We start from the raw sequence: 16,707 nt of genomic DNA on the forward strand, positions 1-16,707 counted from the left end.
AAAAATAAAAAAAGTCCGAAAAATTCGGACTTTCTATCTTTGCACCTTAAATACAGGTAGATAAGTTATTTTTTAACAGTCTTTTTTATGGATTTCGTAGCCTTTTTAACACTAGAAGATTTTCCGTTATAGAAATTCGTAAAAGCGTATTCAGCTGCCTTTTTCACGTCAATAACACCTCCAGCCTGAGAAAAATCACTAAAACCATTTGTAGTGTTTGGATTGCTAGATTTTACTAAAGCTTCAATAATCTGATCTGGTTTTAATCCCGGCATGTATGCCAATAAAACGGCTGCAGCACCTGCTACAACAGGAGATGCCATTGAAGTTCCCTGAAGATATTTGTATCCGCTTTTTGTTACGGTAGAATAAATCTGCTCACCCGGAGCAAAAACATTTACTTTATTTTTATTGAAATTTGAGAAATCGGCTCTCAAAGCATCATTATTATTTGTACTTGCACCTACAACAATTACATTATTTACAAGCGGTTTTTCGTCTGTTACGTTTTTATAGTTTGTAGGATAAGCTACATGTTCGGTAACATCTTCATTTTCATTCCCTGCAGCTTTCACCAATAAAACTCCTTTGCTTTCAGCATATTTGAATGCATCCCAAACTACAGTCTTACCTGGAGAAACCGGTTTACCGAAGCTCATATTTAAAACTTTAGCTCCATTATCTACAGAATATCTGATTGCGTTTGCAACATCTTTATCTCTTTCATCACCGTTTGGAACTGTTCTTACAGACATGATCTTAGCAACTTTAGAAGCTACACCATACTGAATTTCTTTTCCTTGAGGTAATCCTGCGATGATACCTGCAACGTGAGTTCCGTGGGTAGCATCAGGACCTTCATAATGATTGTTTCCGTATATCTTTTCAGAATAATCATCATAATTATCTCCTACGATTGATTTTCTTGGGTCATAACTTAAATCATATTGCTGAGCTTGAGGAGTATAATGCTCAAGAGCTTCTTTCATCTGCTCTTTCATTCCTTTTTCGAAATCAGCTGCAGATTTCCCTTTAAACTCAGGGTTTTGAGAAACCTGACCTAACACATTAAGTGCAATCGCATCTTTTTGGTCTGCTGGAGCTTTGATAGCCGCAATATTTTCTGCCGTTACAGATTTTCCACCTAATAATCTTACCATGTTAGGAATAAGATCAGTGATCATCGTGTACGTTTGCATAGCTTGTCTGCCTTCAACACTATTTTTAGTGAAAATTTCTTTAGCCTTCATATACATTGCGAAGTCTTCAGGCATTTTAGTTTGATTAGCTTTATTTTTAGCTGAATCATCTCCTTCGAAAACAGGCTTGTATTTAACAACAACTCTCGTTACCTCCATATTATCAACATCGATATCACCATTTTTTCCACCGATGAAATTCCATCCGTGAACATCGTCGATATATCCGTTTCCGTCATCATCTTTACCGTTATTTGGAACTTCGTTAGGATTTGACCAAACATTCTTCACTAAACCTGGGTGATCAACCTGAACACCGCTGTCTAAAACTCCGACAACAACTGTTGTAGGTTTAAGACCTTTAGATTCTAAATATTTATAAGCATTCTCCGTATTTACACCATATACTTTTGACGTAGCAAAGTCTTTGTGATACCAAGTCATTAGGTCTTTATCCTGATTTGCGTCAACTTTAGCTTCCTGAGCAAAAGTGAAACTAAAACCTGCTAAAAAAACAGCTGCTAATAATACCTTTTTCATATGTCGTTGTTTATTTATTTTTAAAGATCGTAGGTAATCACTTTTGTTAAAAGATTAATAGTCTTTCAAAATAAAGTGACTTCATACTAATATGATTGTTTAATATTTTTAAGATAAGTCAAAGATTCGGGTCCTTTGTTACAAATAAGGTCCAAAATCGTTAAGTCTTTTAAAAACCCAAATTTATCCGAGAAAGTCTGATAATATTCTTCCATTTCGAATTCAGAAGGTGATTTTGCAGAGAACTTTTCTCTGAAATTGATCTGTTCAGGATTTTTGATATATTCTACATTCAAAGAGTGTGCCTTTTCTGTTTTTAAAATACTTTGAAGAATTTCGATAGCTTTTAAATTAAAATTCAACAAATATTTTTCCTCTAATTCATAAATCTTTTTCAATTTATCTTCGTAAAACTCAAAGTAAGGAGAGCCTTGATAAGCTGTTTTGATAGATTTCCAGTGAAGACTTCTCCAATCTTCTCTGTAAGATATCTCGGTGTTTTTAAACTCCCTATTCCCAATATGACTGATTGGGATTATTAATGTAAGCTTTCCGTTTGCTCCAAAAATATTGGTTCTGCTTCTGTACGTTTGTTTTGGAAAACTTTCAAATTGTTCAAATAAAACATCATTTTCAGCATTCAAAAAAACTGAAAACCAAGAAATGGGTGGTAAATAAAATACCGGTAATAATACATTCTTCATAATCATAATGCAAAAATGAAGTATTCTTTCAAATACTTCATTTTATTTTTAAATTTATTTTAACTATAAATCTTCTTCTGTTTTTTTCTTTTTCCCGAATAACTTCATGAAGTATTCCCATCCAAAGAACAAGATAAGAATCATCGCTGCAACCCACCAGTATGAAGTTTTGTTAGCTTCACCAGTGTTTGTTGCTTTAAACATTCTTTCCCAACGAACTTTTTTTGGAGCCTGATACGTAGAACTAGCATCAGCAAAAGCTCCCTGAACACTCATCCATGTAAATATTGGCTTCCCAACGATATTTTCCTCAGGAACGAAACCAAAGAATCTAGCATCCAAAGAAGCATCTCTGTTGTCTCCTATCATCATAAAATAATCCTGTTTGATCGTATACTGACTCACTTCTTTTCCGTTGATGAAAATTTTATCGTTTTTCTTTTCTAAATTATTATGTTCATATTCAGAAATGATCCACTGATACATCGGTAAAGTTTCTTTATTGATTGCCACAACATCACCTTTCTTAGGAATTCTAACCGGGCCATACCAATCTTGGTTCCAAGGTTTGTTAACAGGGAAAATAGATTGTGTAGTGTCAATACTTTTTGTGTATGCCGTTTTATCAGCATTTAATTTATATGAAATTGTTGCAGAATCTTTTGGATACATGTTCTCCGTCATGTCGATCACATTCGGAAGAGCTTTGATCTCTGCAGCCGTTTTATCAGTTAATCCCTGAAAAGCATACATAAATCCTTTATCTGTCTGCATTTCTCTTACAGGCAAAAATCCATAGGTATTGTAAAGACTTGGGATATCTAACTGAGATCCTGTGTTTACAGTATATCCGTGCTGAACTTCCTGATCTCCAAGAACAACTTCCGGTTTATTGTTAACGAAAAGTCTTCCACCTCTCATTTCAAAAACATCACCAGCAGCAGCAACGCATCTTTTTACATAAGGATCTTTTCTGTCGATCGCTGTATGTACAGAATCCTGAGGATAGTTGAAAACAACTACATCATTTCTCTGAGGTTTGCTAAACTGAAATACTCTCTCATAAGGAAGTTTTACTCCATCAACATAAGATTTTGGGTCGTCTTTAGGATTTCCTTTTTCACCAGAATCAAAAATAGTTCCCTGTAAGAAAGGTATTGCCAAAGGACGCATTGGAAGCCTGTAACCATAGCTCCATTTATTTACGAAAAGGAAATCTCCCACCAATAACGTTCTTTCCATAGATCCTGTAGGAATCCCGAAAGGTTGCGTTACAAAAGAGTGAATAATTGTAGCAAAAACCACCGCAAACGTAATAGAACCCATGAAAGAGTCTTTTTTCTTTGCATTTTTTTCTTCGTCTGTTAAGAATAATTCGTTTTCATCTTCTAACTCTACATCTTTTGAGTAGTTTACACTTGCCATGTAAATAAATGGAAGGATCACCGTAAGCAACTGATTCTGGAAAAGGCTTTTTCCAAATTTTTTCATTAAATAAATATGAAAAACAGACATCATGATCGGGCCAACGATCGGTAAATACGACAAAAGAGCCCACCATTTCGGATGTTTTGTTTCTTTTAAAATAATGAAATAGTTATAAAAAGGGATAAACGCAAAAAGCGGACTATACCCTAATTTCTTGAACAGTTTCCAAGTTGAAAGTCCCATTAATACAGATAAAATGAGGACGTATACTGTATAAGTTAAAAAATAATTCATAAATTTTTCTTGCCTAATCTATAATTTGAGTAATTGATAATGAACAATAGGTAATAAAAGCCCTTCTGATCATTCTCTAATTAGTTTACAATGTAGGGAATTTGTTACAAAATTAAAGTCCTAAAACATCTTTCATTGTAAAATTTCCTTTTTTATCTTTGATCCATTCTGCAGCAACAACAGCGCCTAATGCAAAACCGTTTCTGTTGAATGCCGTATGTTTGATCTCAATTTCATCAACCTCACTTCTGTAAAAAACACTGTGAGTTCCCGGAACTTCATCTTCACGCACAGCAAAAATACCCAATTGATCTCCTTGAGTTTCTTCCAGTTTCCATGCGTTAAATTTCGGGTTGTGTTTAAAAATACCTTCTGCAATAGAAATCGCAGTTCCACTTGGTGCATCCAGCTTGTGAACGTGATGAATTTCTTCTAACTGACAAGAATATTCATCAACATTTTTCATTAAATCAGCCAACTTTTCGTTTAAAGCAAAAAATAAATTCACTCCTAAACTGAAATTTGAGCCATATAAGAATGCCGTATTATTTTCAACAGCAATTTTTTCAATTTCTTCTTTTTTCTCCAGCCAACCAGTAGTTCCGCTAATCACCGGAATTTGGTTTTCAAGACAAGATTTAATATTATTATAAGCTACTTCCGGCAAAGAAAATTCGATAACAACATCTGGATTATTAAGGTTTTCAGCAGTTGGAGTTTCTTTTAATCTGGCAACTACTTCATGACCTCTTTTTGTAGCAATTTCATCAATGATCTTGCCCATTTTGCCGTATCCAACTAATGCTATTTTCATGTACTTTTATTTAATCTTATAATTTAATGCAAAAAGTTTGCATTTTTATTTATTTGAAACATTAAGAACATTTAAGAAATTAAGTTTAATTAAGAAAATCAAATTGATTTTTAATGCTTAAAGCAACGCTAAACTTAATATTCTTAACTCCTTAATAAAAATCTTAATGGTTAAAATAATATTTTTTTTAAAATCTATAACTTAAACTCAATCCTGTTTTTGGAGGATTGATACCATACTGATCCTGAATAACTGCAGGAGTAAAAGTCAAATCCGGGTCGTGACGGCTTTCATAAAGATGTGCGTCTACCACAGCATCAACAATATTCAGAATATAAATCAATCCTGTAATTGCGATGGCGTAATCTCTTTGTCTTTTTGATTTATCCTGTGCATTTCCAAATGCAACTTTATCGAGCCACGGATGACTGTCTACAAACTCATTTGGAGTTCCGTTCAGTTTGGCGATGTAGTATTCTCGGTACTTTTTGTATTGCTTGTCGTTCCACATTGCAATTCCGACACCTGCTCCAACAGCTCCCCAAACGATAGGAACTTTCCAATATTTTTTATTGTAAAACTGACCTAATCCCGGCAAAACAGCAGAATACAATCCCGCTCTTGTAGGATTCAATTTTAATGTTTTTTTGGTTGGCCCGCTCGCACCTTCAAGATCTGCAACTATTTTAGCTTCAGATTTTGCTGGCTTTGCAGCAGAGATACTGTCTTTCGGATGGTGTTCTACCCGAATAGTATCGTTAGGATTTACTTGTGAATAGGCGATAGCAAATAGACACAAGAAAAAAGTGAAAAATAATTTCTTCATTTATTTAATATGAGATAAAATATATTCCAGCTCGTCTTCATTTTTGAAATCCAGAACAATTTTACCTTTTTTACCATTTCCGGAGGCTTTGATCTCCACTTTTACTTCTAAAATATCAGCAATCGTTTTTTGTACTCTCTTATAATTATTTGAAAGCTCAATCGTTGCTTTTTTGGCAGCCGGTGATTTTGGATTTTTCAATGCAGCAGCAGCCTGTTCAGTCTGACGAACATTCAGTTTTTCTTTAATAATTAAATTAAATAAAGTCTGCTGATCTTCTTCATTTTCAAGACTGATGATCGCTCTACCGTGACCTGCAGAAATCTCACCACTTCTGATAGCATTCTGAATGTCCGGATTTAACCTTAACAATCTGATAGAGTTGGTAATAGTACTTCTGTCCTTTCCTACTCTTTGGCTTAAATTTTCCTGAGTAAGACCGATTTCGTCCATCAATCTCTGATACGTTAATGCAATTTCAATCGCATCAAGATCTTCTCTTTGGATATTTTCAACAAGAGCCATCTCAAGAAGCTCCTGATCGTTTACTAAACGAATATAAGACGGAATAGAAGTTAATCCCGCAAGTTTACTTGCTCTGAAACGTCTTTCCCCAGATATAATTTCGAACTTTTCGCCATCTTTTCTTAACGTAATTGGTTGAATTACGCCTAAGTTTTTAATAGACTGCGCGAGTTCGTTTAATGCCTTTTCATCAAAATAAGTTCTTGGTTGAGTCGGGTTCGGATAAATATCTTCAATCGATACTTCTACGATACTTCCTACAAACTTATCTGCTCCCTCATCAGTAGCAGAATTGACCATAGCCTTGGATTCTGCACTTAAAATTGCTCCCAAACCACGTCCCATAGCTCTTTTTTTGTCCTTCATATTATGCTTTAAGCTTTAAGCTTTTGGCTTTAAGCCTTTTTTAATTCTTAACTAAATTCTCGTTCTTCAATAAAACCTCTTCTGCCAACTGAATGTATTGGATCGCTCCTTTACTTTCGGCATCATAATTTAAGATACTTTCTCCGAAACTTGGTGCTTCACTCAATCTTACGTTTCTGCTGATGATTGTTTCAAAAACCATTTCAGGGAAATGCAGATTCACCTCTTCTACAACCTGATTAGACAATCTCAATCTGCTGTCATACATTGTTAAAAGCAAACCTTCGATATCTAAATCTTTGTTATGGATTTTCTGAACATTTTTAATCGTATTCAATAATTTTCCTAATCCTTCCAAAGCAAAATACTCACATTGAATCGGGATAATTACAGAATCTGCTGCTGTAAGTGCATTCACAGTGATCAAACCTAAACTCGGTGCGCAATCAATGATAATATAATCGTAATCATCTCTTACACTTTGCAATGCTTTTTTAAGCATGTACTCACGATTTACTTTGTCTACCAATTCGATCTCCGCAGCAACCAAGTCGATGTGAGAAGGAACAATATCCAGGTTTGGTGTAGCTGTTCTTTTGATACATGTTCTTGTATCAACACTGTGCTCCAGCAAGTTATATGTAGAATACTGAACGTCATCCACTCCTAAACCGGATGTTGCATTAGCCTGAGGATCAGCATCAATGATTAATATTTTCTTTTCTAATACCCCTAATGCTGCGGCTAAATTTACAGCTGTTGTAGTTTTTCCAACTCCTCCTTTTTGATTAGCGATACCTATGATTTTTGCCATTATTAGAACTTTAAGCCTCAAAAATACACTTTTTTCTTTGCTATTAATGAATGGAGAAAACTAAAATTGAGTTAAAATATTGTTAACAAGCATTTTAAGTATAAAAAAAATTATCCACAAAAATTAGCTTTTTGTGGATAACTATCAAGATTTGTATTTAAAATTTTGAATGCCTGCTTTTAATAATAATTTTATTTTTAACGCAAAACACACAAAGGTTTCTAGAATACTTAACGCTTTTAAGATTCGCAAAGGCACTCTACTCAGCAAAGTTCACAAAGATTTTTAAATTATATCAAATTGTGGATAATTATATTAATTATCAAACTTCATTGAGATTGGAAATTTGAAATAACTTCTTACTGATTCACCTTGTTTATTTTTCCCAGGTACCCATTTTCCTCTGATAGATTTAATAGTTCTGATAGCTTCGCTATTAAAATTAGCATCTTTACCATCAGCTTTAATTCCTGAGATAGTTCCATTTGTTTCTACGATGAAAGTAATGGTAGTTTTCATTACATCTTCATTTTCAAATCCCGAACCGTCAAAGTTGCTTATTACTTTATTTCTGAAAGTATTAATTCCACCTTCAAAAGCTGCTTCAACACTTAAACCACCTGACCCAACAATTTCATTAGGATCTTTTACAGGAACAACTGGCTCTGGCTTTACAGATGGTATAGTTCCTGGATTAATAGGCGGAGCTATTGGTGTATAACTATCTGGTTTAGCTGGCTCAGCTTTAAAATCATTTTTAAAACCAGCAACAGCGTCAGTTGGAATCTCCTCTTTTTTAGGTTCAACTGCATTTTTAGTTGGAGTAGGAACAGTATTATCAAATTGTTTTACACTTGGCGGAGGTGTAGCTTTAGGCGGTAAAACAGTTGCTGGCGGATCTTCAGTTTCAGCAATATAAACTGGTGGAGGTAATACATAACCTCCTGTATCAGATACATCAGGAGTTTTAAATGCATTAATAACTATAGGTGTAATTGAAATCGCAGCCAACAAACTCACTCCTATAAAAAGCGCTTTGGTTAGTATTCTGTCTGATTCATTTCTTAAAGCATAAGCACCATATTCTTTGTTACGATGCTCGAATAGGATCTCGTTAAAGCGAAATTCCTGATTAGTGTTTAGGTGTTTCATCACTTAAAATATTTAAACTGTTAATATAAGGTGATTATTAGTTTTAGTAGCTCTTATCGATAAGCATTGTTTCAATATCAAAAAATTTGCCAAAAAATTGTTAAAACTGTAACATTTTAAAAATTTTTATAACAATCTTAAAATTTAACTATGCTAAAAATAATAACAGTCTAAAAATAAGAGGTATAAGATTTTTATTTTTCAATGATAATTTCATTTTAATTCAAAAAATTCAACGTAAACTAAAAAATAGTAAAAACCACACTCCCAAAATCGGAAAAATACTGAGACTTTCTTTCTCAACCCGAAATACATTTGTACCATAAGAAATCGGGGAATGCTGAAAACCGAAAAGAGTAAGCAAAAAAAATTTAAAAACTAATAATTATGCCAACTTTAACCCAAGAAGCTAGATCAAACTCATTAATGAGCATGCTTTTAAAACAAGTTTACGATTCTGTAACCAACGGTGGAGATCCGGATTCAATCGGTCCAAATGACTTTATCGCATTCGACCCAATCGGACTTACGTTAACAGAAGACACTTTTGATTATGCATTAAACGGTTTATTCGGAAATGCCCCGGCTCCAAAACCATTATTGGACGGAACAGGAAAACCAATTTTAGATGCTAACGGAAATCCTAAAACAAATTTAGAAGAATTCCAAAATGCAATGAAAGACAGTAAGTTCCGTAAATATCTTCAAATGGAACAGTTTTCTGCAATGGTAGACGCCATTCCTTCTCAATTACCACCACTTACATCAAGCGGAAACGGAAGAGAGATTACTATTTTCAATGATTCTTCAAAAAGAGTTTCCAAAGTGTATGAAGATTTGATGCAATGGTCTGTTGTAGTTGATACACCAATGGATCCGAAAGTTGAAAAAAATCTTGAAAAACTAAGAGACAAACTTTTCAAAATCAAAGTAATAAAAAATCCTGATTTTGATGAAAATGCTCCTGTTGATGATTTAAACAAGCCAGAATTACACCAAACTTTTGTTGCTCCGATGTATTCAAAATATATCGAGTATCAAATGAAATATTACGATATTGTTGACACGAATAATTCAATAAGAATCGATTCTGACAACGGAGATCCGGATGCAATGGCAACTATATCTATCGATGGTAAAAACATGAAAAAAAGAGAAGATGCAGCATTAAAAGCATGGCAATCTCTAGGTTACAAAGAAGCTGTTGAAAGAATTCAGAATTATCTGAGCGAAATTGAAGAAAAACATATGTTGGTCATCAAAAAACGTCTTCAGTCAGAATTCAGAAACAGCCAGAGAACAAGAGTGATTGATTATATTAATTATTCTCCATCAATTCCAATCTCAGCAAACGCTTTGAAAGAATCTAAAAACTGGCCAACGATTTCAATGTATGAAGGAAGTGCGCACAGCGATTATTCTAAAACAATTCACAACTGGAGCGCGGGTGCAGGATTCAGCATGGGATTATTCAGTATTGGTGCGAGAAACAGCGGAAATACGACAAGAACATCGATGAATACGGATTTCAGCAACCTTAAAATTTCATTTAAACTTGGAAAAGTAAGAGTGGAAAGAGGATGGTTCAGCGAAGAATTTGTAGAATCAAAATACTGGAAACTTCACGAAACTTCTCCACAATCATTAAACGGAGACATCATCAGTGATGGTAAAGGAAAAGGTTTAATGCCAATGATCGTTACAGAATTGATCATCGCAAGAGATGTAATGCTGGATTTCAGTGAAAACAGCACTGCTTATAAAGCTGCAAGCACAAAAATAAGTTCTGGAGCGGCAGTAGGAATCGGACCATTCGTATTCGGTGGAAGCCATAATTACGAAAATCAAAATTCTCAAACTGATGCAAAATGGAGCGGTAAAAAACTACAGTCAAACGGTATCTATATTATCGGATACAAATGTCATGTAGTTCCAAAATCTCCAAATCCAAACCCGGATATCAAAGTTTGGACAGACGGTAAATCATAATATCCTTCTCAATAGAATAGCCGGCAGAAGCTTTTTTCTGTCGGTTATTTATAAAATTTTTGATTGTTGATAATTTTTTAACGCAAAGTTCGCAAAGATTTTTTTGAAAAACTCACTGTTGATTTTCGTTCGCAAAGGCGTTTCACTCAGCAAAGAACTTACTATTTTTTAGATTTAAAACCAATCAAAAACACCTAATAACCAAAAACTACTTACCATGAAATACTTTGTTGCCGTCTATCAAAAGCTTAGAAACATTTACACGTCTCAAAGCTCGATGGAGAATGATCTGCCAATGATCTGCCCTTCTCTGAGAGTATATGAAAACGAAGAACTGGAATTATTAAAACCTCAAAGTCTACTGAATGATGATCAGAAAAAATCGCTTTCTATCATTAAAAAACAAAATGTGGCTTATGAACTGAATTCTGTACCAATTTCTTCAAATTTCTGGGATCTGAATCCGAATAATTCTTTATTTGATATTTACAGAGATATTCTGGACAAGAGTAACCTGAAAAATATTGAGGAAAATTTAGATAAAATTGTGGAAAGCAAAAGCATTATATTATATGATGCCAAAAATAATGACACTAAAGAATTTAAAGCCTATAAAAAATATTTAACCAACCATGAAACAGCGGTCGACAAAATCACTGCTCATTTGGAAATATTCGACAGCTTAGACACCGATGAAGAAAAAAAGAACTGGAACGACCAATTACTTAATCTCAATAATATAAAAGAGCTTGCATTTTCTGAATGGAAAGTAAAAGGCTTCAAAGATCTTATTGAAAAAGAACTTGAAAAGATCAATAAAACTTCCGAAGCAGATCTGTATGTTGCAATGGCTCAAAATGCAAAAAACACTTTTACTGCAGCAGAAAAAACGGATGTAATCAGCAACTCTTCTATTCATGATATTAATTTTATTCCATATGATTTTATGGAAAATGAATCAGGTTGGAACAGCATGAGAATTGAAAAATCCGAGCTTGATAATTTACATTCCGAAGCGAAAAATGCTAATGAAAATCTTCCATCAGAAATTCTTACCATTGATTATGATGAAAGTGTGATTCTGGCCGTAGAACTTGAATATTCTTTTGTTCATTTAAAAAGAAACTGGTTCAACAAAAACTTCATGATGTCTACTCTTTTTCAATGGAATGAAGCTAAAAAAATATCCGACGGACAAACCATTTCCAATGATTTTAAGCTTCCTGCATTTCCTAAAACTATGATGTTGATTAAAAATTTAAAAATAATTTTAGATCCATCCATCACGAATGATACGGTAAATAATCCTAATCAACTGATTTATTTCGGTCCTTTGATCATGAAACAACAGCTTTTTGTTAATAAAAATAACAATCAGAAATTCCTGAAAGCCGTAACGAACGTCAGAACCATAAAATCTGACCAACTCAATACCTTATCAAGAAAAACTGATAACCCAGAAAACGCAAAAATATCCACAATGGAATTCACTTCAAAACCTGTCCTTGAAACAGTGACCGAAGTTCCAAAAATGAATCCAAATACAGCTTTCAATAATAGAATAAATATGAGTGCTTTAGGTGGCGTTCGAAATTTAAGACCAATCACTCCTACTCCAAATATTGTCACTCCCGTTCAGCCCGTGGCTCCAGTAAAACCCATCACTCCGATTGTCGCCACGCCAATACGAGTTCCCGGAATTTTTGTTCCGATAAGAGTTCCAATTCAGGTTCAGCCAACTTCCGCAATGGTACAGTTCAGGGTTTTTGATAAAATAAACAATGATCCAATTTATAAATGCGCCATTTCCATCAAAGGAACGAATAACAACAGGATCTTCGAGATAGAAACCAACGAAATCGGAATGATCAACCAAATGATTCCGATCGGAGAATACAGCATTGAACTGAGAGTTGATGATTACGCTGTTTTGCAACAAAATTTTAGCGTCGTAAACGTCAATCCTCTGAATTTAGACTACAAACTTCAAAGAGAGGAAGTGAAATTTAAATCATACTTTTTAATTGGGATGATTTGTGAGAGAATGCCAAAAGTACCTATAAACTAATTCTTTTGTCTTGAAACAAAAGAATCAAAAATTCAAGACTTGGAATCTTTCGCTAAAAATAAAGTCTGTTCTCTAAAGATTCTAAAACTCGCGCGAATTTGAAATTGATTTTCGATTCTGAATTTGTCTCGCGCTCAAACAGTAGAATTTTCTTAACGTTCACAGAATTTATTTTCTTAACGCTACAGCTTCCTATGTCGATAAAATACACCGATTATGTTTATCATTTATAACTAAAAAACTAACAGCCATGAAACTTTTAAAATATTACACAAAATCACCGGAAGTCACTACACTTTGTGAACTTCTTTATAAACAAGGATATAACATCAAAATTTCAGATTCTTTTTCTCTTGAAGTTGATGCTGCAGTGAAAGATTTTCAACGAAAAAATTCTTTAGTCGTGGACGGAATTGTCGGAATGAAAACGTGGACGGTTTTGCTTCAGAAAAATTCGGCTCCGGCTCCGACAAATTCAGCTGATAAATTTTTGAAAGAAAGTGACTTGATTACTTTTGCTAATCAATACGATCTTGAATTGGCAGCCGTAAAAGCCGTTAACGAAATCGAAAGCAGCGGAAAAGGATTTTTAATTAATAATAAGCCTAAAATTTTATTTGAAGGTCATATTTTCTGGAACGAATTAAAAAAAAGAGGAATTGATCCAAATACTTTTTACAACGCCAATCACAAAGATGTTTTATATCCAAAATGGACAAAAATCTACTATCAAGGCGGCGTGAAAGAATACGACAGACTGAATGAAGCAATGACTTTAGGAAACGATCCGAAATTCAAAGATGCGGCGCTGTCTTCTGCTTCTTGGGGAAGTTTCCAAATTATGGGTTTTCACGCGAAAAATCTCGGATATGTCGATACTGCTGACTTCGTATCTAAAATGGAAATTAATGAAGGCGAACATTTGAAAGCTTTCGGAAAATTTCTTGAAAAAAATGGACTTTTAACTCATTTGAGAAATAAAAGCTGGGCAAATTTTGCAAAAGGTTATAATGGCGGAGGTTATAAACTGAATAAATATGATGAAAAACTAGCGAAAGCTTATGCCAAATATTCTAAAAACTGATTAACCAATTTATATTTTAACGCATTGATTTTTAAAGTTCCCTTTGCGTTGAATGACTTTTTCTCCCACGGATTTCACAGATTTTCACATATGATTGTGTTTGTTGTATTTGTGAAATTTGTGGGAGATCTTTAATTATGAAGTCGGTGGCTTCGAGAACCTTAGCCACCGACTTTACAAACTTGCGCGACAACTGGTGGCTGAGGTTCTCGAAGCCACCAATTATTATAACAAAAAAAAGAGACTATCAAAATTGACAGTCTCTTTTTATTTATTTGAAAATATTCCTTAGAATAATTCTTTTCTGATGATGTTTTGACTTCTTTCAGGTCCTACTGAAACTAAGTAAACATTGATTCCTAAATACTTCTCGATAAACTCGATGTATTTCTGAGCGTTGTCCGGAAGTTCGTCGTAGCTTCTTACTTGTGTAAGATCTTCGTTCCAACCCGGTAGATCTTGGTAGATCGGCTCGTAGTTGTATAATTTTTCTGTTGAAGAAGTGAAATAATCGATGATTTTTCCGTCTTCAGTTTTATAATGAGTTACGATTTTAAGGTTTTCAATTCCTGTAAGAACGTCTAATTTAGTAATTACTAAGTTATTGATTCCGTTGATCATACAAGCATGCTTTAAAGAAACAAGGTCTAACCAACCTGTTCTTCTTGGTCTTCCTGTCGTAGCTCCAAACTCACCTCCGATTTGTCTGATGCTTTCTCCTAATTCATTGTCCAATTCAGAAGGGAAAGGTCCGTTTCCTACTCTTGTACAATATGCTTTAGCAACACCGATCAGGTTTTTAAGTGAAGTTGGCGGAACACCAGCTCCTGTACAAACACCTCCTGTAGATGGAGAAGATGAAGTTACGTAAGGATATGTTCCGAAGTCGATGTCTAGCATCAACGCCTGAGCTCCTTCGAATAAAACGTTTTTACCATCTCTGATAGCTTCGTTCAATTCAACCTCTGTATCAACGATTCTGTCTTGAAGTTGTTTTCCTATCTCTAAAAATTCGTTGTAAATTTCTTCAACGTCTAATGTAGGTTTTCCGTAATATTTTTCGAAAAGAGAGTTTTTAACTTTTAAGTTTTTCTCAATTTTATCTCTTAAAATTTCAGGATTTAAAAGGTCTACCATTCTGATACCGATTCTTGCGATCTTATCTTCATAACATGGCCCGATTCCTTTTTTAGTAGTTCCGATCTGAGTTCCTCCGTGCTCTTCTTCACGGTAAGTATCCAAAAGGATGTGGTAAGGCATGATCACATGCGCTCTTCTGCTGATAAAAATGTGGTCTGTTCTAAGGCCTTTGCTTTCGATCTGGCCTACTTCTCTAATGAAAGATTTAGGATTTACCACTACTCCATTGGCAATGATACATTTACCTTTACACTGCAAAACTCCTGAAGGAAGAAGGTGCAAAACAAATTTCTCCTCACCCACATAAACCGTGTGACCTGCGTTGTCTCCCCCTTGGAAACGAACAACATAATCCGATTTTGCAGATAAAACATCCGTGATTTTTCCTTTACCTTCATCTCCATACTGAAGACCTACAACTACGTAAGTTGACATATTTTACTTTTGTTTTTAGATTCATGCAAAATTACTTTTAAAAAATAGGGTGACCAAATTTGTGGTGAATTTTATTTTTGAGAGTTTAATTTTAATAAAAATCATTTATATTTAGCATAATGGAAAATAATACAATTGAAAAACTAGATAAGATATCTGATATTTGGAATAATTTCATCCTTGAATATAAATTTTGTAACAATAAAATCAAGTTCACTGATGAAATTAAAACAAATTACTTTGGTGACATTTTGGGCTATTTCCATGATACATTCTCTTTAATTTCTAATATTCCAAAAAATTCAGCTAACTCAACAAAATTTTCCTTTTACATAAGTTTTTTACAAGCAATATACGTCCAACAAGATTTTGTAGAAGAATTACTTTATATTTTTAATTGCAATAAGAATAAAAGCGATTTAAAAAACGACATTAATTATTCAAAAAATAGAGATATAAGAAATGAACTTATTGGTCATCCAATTAGGAAAATTAATGGTAAATTCATTTCGTCAGCTTTATTCAGTTACCATTCTAAAGATGATGAAATCGAATATTTAAGATATCATATAGATAATAATTATAGTTTTGAAAAAGTTAATATTAAGACCGATGATGTTATAAAACGCCATATAAATTTTCTAGATACATATTTTGATTTAATAATTAAAAAGTTAGAAAGTATATTAATAAAATTCAAAAAACAAATAGAAGTCTTGGAAGAAAACATTCTAGTACAAGACTTTGAAACTCTTCTTAAAATAATCTCAGCATATTTTGAAAAGTTTTTAGAATCAGATTTCATTTACGATGCTGAATCATTAAAAATAATCTATTCTAAAACTCATGAACATGAAAGATATCGGTATTTTATTGAAAATTTTCATTCAAGTTTAAAAGAATATATATTTTACACTAAAGATGATATTGATATATTCACAAGTAAAAAAGAAAGTAATTTCTCAGAAATAGAATTTCCAATAATTCCAATAACAAAAAGGCCAAATAAAGAAGATGTCAGTTATCATTATGAATTGGGTAAACTTTCTACAAAAAGAAATTTTCCTGATTTTAATTTTTTCAGTTCTCTTTTAAAATCTAAATGTAATAATAGTGAAGTTTTAGTTGAACTAGAGCATATGGAAAGAAGCCTACATAATGATATTGAATATTACTCCTCATATAAATATCTAAGATATTTATTGAAAAATTAAGAAAGAAATCATCCCGCAGAAACCTTTCATTGGCTTAGATTACTGCAGAATGACAAATAATTATGAAACAAACCTAACAGGTTTTAAAAACCTGTTAGGTTTAGAGTTTGCAAAA

At 33.5% G+C, this 16,707-nt stretch carries 13 protein-coding genes; 4 read left to right on the forward strand and 9 right to left on the reverse strand.

What is annotated here, in order from left to right; all coding sequences use genetic code 11:
- Positions 1–65 precede the first annotated feature (65 nt).
- The 8 genes from A0O34_RS03130 to A0O34_RS03165 all read right to left on the reverse strand — a co-directional run bounded on the left by A0O34_RS03130 (position 66) and on the right by A0O34_RS03165 (position 8,662).
- Positions 66–1,739 (reverse strand): S8 family serine peptidase, encoded by a 1,674-nt coding sequence (locus tag A0O34_RS03130; protein WP_066751018.1) that lies wholly within the window; start codon positions 1,737–1,739, stop codon positions 66–68.
- Positions 1,740–1,825: 86 nt separating this feature from the next.
- Positions 1,826–2,443, reverse strand: coding sequence for a WbqC family protein (locus A0O34_RS03135; protein ID WP_066759463.1), 618 nt, complete (start codon positions 2,441–2,443; stop codon positions 1,826–1,828).
- 63 nt (positions 2,444–2,506) lie between these two features.
- A complete protein-coding gene (lepB, locus tag A0O34_RS03140; RefSeq protein WP_066751020.1) occupies positions 2,507–4,165 on the reverse strand; it encodes a signal peptidase I in 1,659 nt (552 codons plus the stop codon).
- 112 nt (positions 4,166–4,277) lie between these two features.
- Complete coding sequence (gene dapB / locus A0O34_RS03145; protein ID WP_066751022.1) at positions 4,278–4,979, reverse strand: 4-hydroxy-tetrahydrodipicolinate reductase; 702 nt, start codon at positions 4,977–4,979, stop codon at positions 4,278–4,280.
- Positions 4,980–5,166: 187 nt separating this feature from the next.
- Positions 5,167–5,805, reverse strand: a complete 639-nt coding sequence (locus A0O34_RS03150; protein WP_066751024.1) for a DUF5683 domain-containing protein — start codon at positions 5,803–5,805, stop codon at positions 5,167–5,169.
- Positions 5,806–6,696 (reverse strand): ParB/RepB/Spo0J family partition protein, encoded by an 891-nt coding sequence (locus A0O34_RS03155; protein ID WP_066751027.1) that lies wholly within the window; start codon positions 6,694–6,696, stop codon positions 5,806–5,808.
- 40 nt (positions 6,697–6,736) lie between these two features.
- A complete protein-coding gene (locus tag A0O34_RS03160; RefSeq protein ID WP_066751030.1) occupies positions 6,737–7,510 on the reverse strand; it encodes a ParA family protein in 774 nt (257 codons plus the stop codon).
- Positions 7,511–7,825: 315 nt separating this feature from the next.
- Positions 7,826–8,662: a hypothetical protein gene (locus tag A0O34_RS03165; protein ID WP_066751033.1), complete on the reverse strand. Its 837-nt coding sequence runs from the start codon at positions 8,660–8,662 to the stop codon at positions 7,826–7,828.
- A 387-nt stretch (positions 8,663–9,049) separates the two neighbouring features.
- On the opposite strand from A0O34_RS03165, the gene A0O34_RS03170 reads away from it, so the two are divergent.
- From A0O34_RS03170 to A0O34_RS03180, 3 genes are all read left to right on the forward strand, one after another.
- A complete protein-coding gene (locus A0O34_RS03170; RefSeq protein WP_066751046.1) occupies positions 9,050–10,651 on the forward strand; it encodes a hypothetical protein in 1,602 nt (533 codons plus the stop codon).
- A gap of 217 nt (positions 10,652–10,868) precedes the next feature.
- Complete coding sequence (locus tag A0O34_RS03175) at positions 10,869–12,719, forward strand: hypothetical protein (protein ID WP_157885937.1); 1,851 nt, start codon at positions 10,869–10,871, stop codon at positions 12,717–12,719.
- A 250-nt stretch (positions 12,720–12,969) separates the two neighbouring features.
- Positions 12,970–13,803 (forward strand): N-acetylmuramidase domain-containing protein, encoded by an 834-nt coding sequence (locus A0O34_RS03180; RefSeq protein WP_066751053.1) that lies wholly within the window; start codon positions 12,970–12,972, stop codon positions 13,801–13,803.
- A 288-nt stretch (positions 13,804–14,091) separates the two neighbouring features.
- Here the strand turns inward: A0O34_RS03180 and A0O34_RS03185 are convergent, their stop codons facing one another.
- Positions 14,092–15,378, reverse strand: coding sequence for an adenylosuccinate synthase (locus A0O34_RS03185; RefSeq protein WP_066751055.1), 1,287 nt, complete (start codon positions 15,376–15,378; stop codon positions 14,092–14,094).
- Between the two features lie 119 nt (positions 15,379–15,497).
- Between A0O34_RS03185 and A0O34_RS03190 the strand changes: the two genes are divergently transcribed.
- The gene (locus A0O34_RS03190) at positions 15,498–16,592 is read left to right on the forward strand and encodes a hypothetical protein (protein WP_066751058.1); all 1,095 of its coding nucleotides are present in this window, start codon (positions 15,498–15,500) and stop codon (positions 16,590–16,592) included.
- Positions 16,593–16,707: the final 115 nt, after the last annotated feature.

The sequence above is a fragment of the Chryseobacterium glaciei genome (assembly GCF_001648155.1).
Lineage (GTDB): Bacteria > Bacteroidota > Bacteroidia > Flavobacteriales > Weeksellaceae > Chryseobacterium > Chryseobacterium glaciei.

Coding starts and splice junctions, on each gene's coding strand:
- A0O34_RS03130 (WP_066751018.1), bottom strand. CDS start 1,739: ATGAAAAAGGTATTATTAGCAGCTGTTTTTTTAGCAGGTTTTAGTTTC.
- A0O34_RS03135 (WP_066759463.1), bottom strand. CDS start 2,443: ATGAAGAATGTATTATTACCGGTATTTTATTTACCACCCATTTCTTGG.
- lepB (WP_066751020.1), bottom strand. CDS start 4,165: ATGAATTATTTTTTAACTTATACAGTATACGTCCTCATTTTATCTGTA.
- dapB (WP_066751022.1), bottom strand. CDS start 4,979: ATGAAAATAGCATTAGTTGGATACGGCAAAATGGGCAAGATCATTGAT.
- A0O34_RS03150 (WP_066751024.1), bottom strand. CDS start 5,805: ATGAAGAAATTATTTTTCACTTTTTTCTTGTGTCTATTTGCTATCGCC.
- A0O34_RS03155 (WP_066751027.1), bottom strand. CDS start 6,696: ATGAAGGACAAAAAAAGAGCTATGGGACGTGGTTTGGGAGCAATTTTA.
- A0O34_RS03160 (WP_066751030.1), bottom strand. CDS start 7,510: ATGGCAAAAATCATAGGTATCGCTAATCAAAAAGGAGGAGTTGGAAAA.
- A0O34_RS03165 (WP_066751033.1), bottom strand. CDS start 8,662: ATGAAACACCTAAACACTAATCAGGAATTTCGCTTTAACGAGATCCTA.
- A0O34_RS03170 (WP_066751046.1), top strand. CDS start 9,050: ATGCCAACTTTAACCCAAGAAGCTAGATCAAACTCATTAATGAGCATG.
- A0O34_RS03175 (WP_157885937.1), top strand. CDS start 10,869: ATGAAATACTTTGTTGCCGTCTATCAAAAGCTTAGAAACATTTACACG.
- A0O34_RS03180 (WP_066751053.1), top strand. CDS start 12,970: ATGAAACTTTTAAAATATTACACAAAATCACCGGAAGTCACTACACTT.
- A0O34_RS03185 (WP_066751055.1), bottom strand. CDS start 15,378: ATGTCAACTTACGTAGTTGTAGGTCTTCAGTATGGAGATGAAGGTAAA.
- A0O34_RS03190 (WP_066751058.1), top strand. CDS start 15,498: ATGGAAAATAATACAATTGAAAAACTAGATAAGATATCTGATATTTGG.